The organism is Flavobacterium sp. UGB4466 (assembly GCF_903469665.1).
Classification (GTDB): Bacteria; Bacteroidota; Bacteroidia; order Flavobacteriales; family Flavobacteriaceae; genus Flavobacterium; species Flavobacterium lipolyticum.
Map to the genome: position 1 here is coordinate 1 of NZ_CAGKLC010000213.1, position 2,577 is coordinate 2,577.

The following is a 2,577-nucleotide window of genomic DNA, read 5'->3' on the forward strand; positions in this document are numbered from 1 at the left end:
TCAGGTGTCGTCAATGTGGCAGAATTACCGGAGTTGACTGTTCTTAAATAATATGTATGACCACTAGCTCCATAAAAATTACTAACGAACACCTGTACCTGATAGGTAGCTCCAGGAGTTAAACCAGTCACCTCCATATTATTCATCTTAGTACTAGCAACACAATACCAGCCTGATGTGCCAATTTGATCTCCTAAACCAAAAGCAGTATTAGCGTTATAATTAACATTATCTAGCGGAATGGCATTAGAGCTGGTGCTTGTTCCTTTGCGGATAAATACTGCACTAAAAGTTGAATTCCCAGGTTGCCAACTAATAGTCGATTTTGTTGCTGTAGTATTCGTAAAAGCAAGATTGGAACATTGTACTGTAGGCGGAGTCTCCTGCGCCAACATCGTCTGAAAAACCGACAAAAAAGTGATCCTATAAACCAAGAAAATCTTTTTCGAAAAAAAGAAAGTAAAAGTACGAGTCATATCAAAATGTTTTTTTTAGCTATTAATTATAGGATAATTCCTAATTATACCCATTGGTAAAATAACACAAAAAAAACATACCCCTTTTTCAAAAGTAATAACCGTAACAATATTATCAACAACTGGCATGGTATTTTAAACAATCGCAAAAACACTCTTAAAAAATCAATGTTTTGAAATAAAAGTCGATCCAAAACTATTATTGTGACTCCTATTAAAATCTGTCTCATTGTACTTTTGAATTACACCTAAAAAGAGAATTCGATACGTAAGTCCACAACTAAAACCACACGCTATAATTTAAAGAGAGATTTTAAATGATTTACCTCCAAAATTATTCCATGATACACACAACACATTGAATACCAATTAAACACAAGAATACAAACTATTTAAAAAAAGCAAAGTTTAAACTAAACTTTGCTTTTTTTTTACTTTTAAACTAGATCGTTGTTACCTTCGACAAATCGACACCAACACCTTTAAGGGCAGCATAAGTTAACTTGTCCATTACCGCTCCGTCAAAACAGATGGTCTGAAGTGTCTTATAATATCGGTTTGTCAGTGCAAATGCCGGACGGAACGAAACATTTCTAAAAACGGCTCCTTTAAACGAAACGTTATTCAATGCCGCATTAGAGAAGTTCACATCCATAAAAATATGTCCGTCAAGACAAAGCCCCGACAAATCTGAATATTTAAAGTCAACCCCATTAAAAATACAGTCTACGAATACCGTTTTTCGAAGATCAGCTCTGACTAACTTTACATCAACCAATTCTGCATCCATAAACTTTACTCCGCCTAATTCTGAAGCACTGAATTCAGTACGCACAAGTGTGGCTTTAATGAAACTGGCATTGGAAAGATCAAGTGCAGAAAAAGTACAATCTGTCAAGTTCGCTCCGGTAAAATTAGCTTCACGCACATCACTGCCTTTAAACAAACTGCCTGTCAGGTCTGCATTTGAAAAGTCACTGTCACGCAAATCGCTTCCAACAAATTTCCTATTGGCCAGACGAACTCCCGCTAAGTCTGTTTTTGCAAGGGCACTGCCACTAAAATTGATCAATAATGGCCGCTCCGGTCTGTCAGAAGTATCGGCTTCTTTAGATTCTTTTTGTTCCTGCTCCTTAGTAGCATTTATTACTTTGGAAGTTGACGCATTTTCTGACATTTGAAGATTTTCTGAAAAAAAATTAAGGTCAACGTTTAAAATTTCTGCAAGTCGGTCTAAAGTAGCAATATCCGGAAAGGATTCTCCTCGTTCCCATTTTCCCACTGCCTGCGGACTGATAAATAAAAGTTGAGCAAGTTGCGCCTGAGACATGTTTTGCTCTTTTCGTACTTTGGCAATCTTGTTGCCGATTTTGTTAGCTTTCATAAATACTATCTTTTGTGATACCGCAAAATTAGTTTGACCTATTCTCTAAAACCTTAAAAACAACCCTCCCTATAGTTGTAATCACGCTACTTATAGTTGTATCTCGCAACTGAGGGTAGCCACTAACAAATTTAAAGACTATACCCGCCAAACAAACTGTAATCGTAGAAAAAAATAAGCAGCAATTAAAGATTTTTTTGTCCAAATAAAATAGTACAAGACCGTTTGAAGATTTTCCACAATAAACCAAAACGAGCAAAAAACAAAAAAGTCTTTTCAGAGGACTGAAAAGACTTTTTTCCGAATTCTAAACCAATTCATTTTAGCTCCTGAAAATATACGACCCGATACAGAATTCAGAATTCGATACCCGTTTTCCTTACGAAACAGAACGCAAAAAACAACCCAATCTTATTCTACAATTAATTTCTCTGTTGCTTCAGCTCCATCCTGATTGACTTTTATTATGTAAACTCCTGTTTGTAAGTCCTCAATATTTACTTCTCTGCCAGTTGTCTGAACTGATAAAACCATTTTCCCAGACATATCAAATATTTTTACATTTTTCACAGCAGTTGATTTAGTTTCTACATATACCTTTCCCTTTTGTATAAGATTGGGATACACTGCAAAACCTTCAATTTTATTATCAACTACTCCTAAACTACTTTTTTCGACTGTTACCGTATAGGTTTTTGCTGTACCATCCTGAGCTAA

General features: G+C 35.6%; 3 protein-coding genes. All 3 read right to left on the minus strand.

Going from position 1 to position 2,577, the window contains the following annotated elements:
• A partial coding sequence (locus JO950_RS21660) for a fibronectin type III domain-containing protein (RefSeq protein ID WP_202704501.1) occupies positions 1–476 on the minus strand: 476 nt, incomplete at its 3' end.
• A gap of 442 nt (positions 477–918) precedes the next feature.
• A complete protein-coding gene (locus JO950_RS21665; protein ID WP_202704502.1) occupies positions 919–1,860 on the minus strand; it encodes a pentapeptide repeat-containing protein in 942 nt (313 codons plus the stop codon).
• A 411-nt stretch (positions 1,861–2,271) separates the two neighbouring features.
• A partial coding sequence (locus JO950_RS21670) for a T9SS type A sorting domain-containing protein (RefSeq protein WP_202704503.1) occupies positions 2,272–2,577 on the minus strand: 306 nt, incomplete at its 5' end.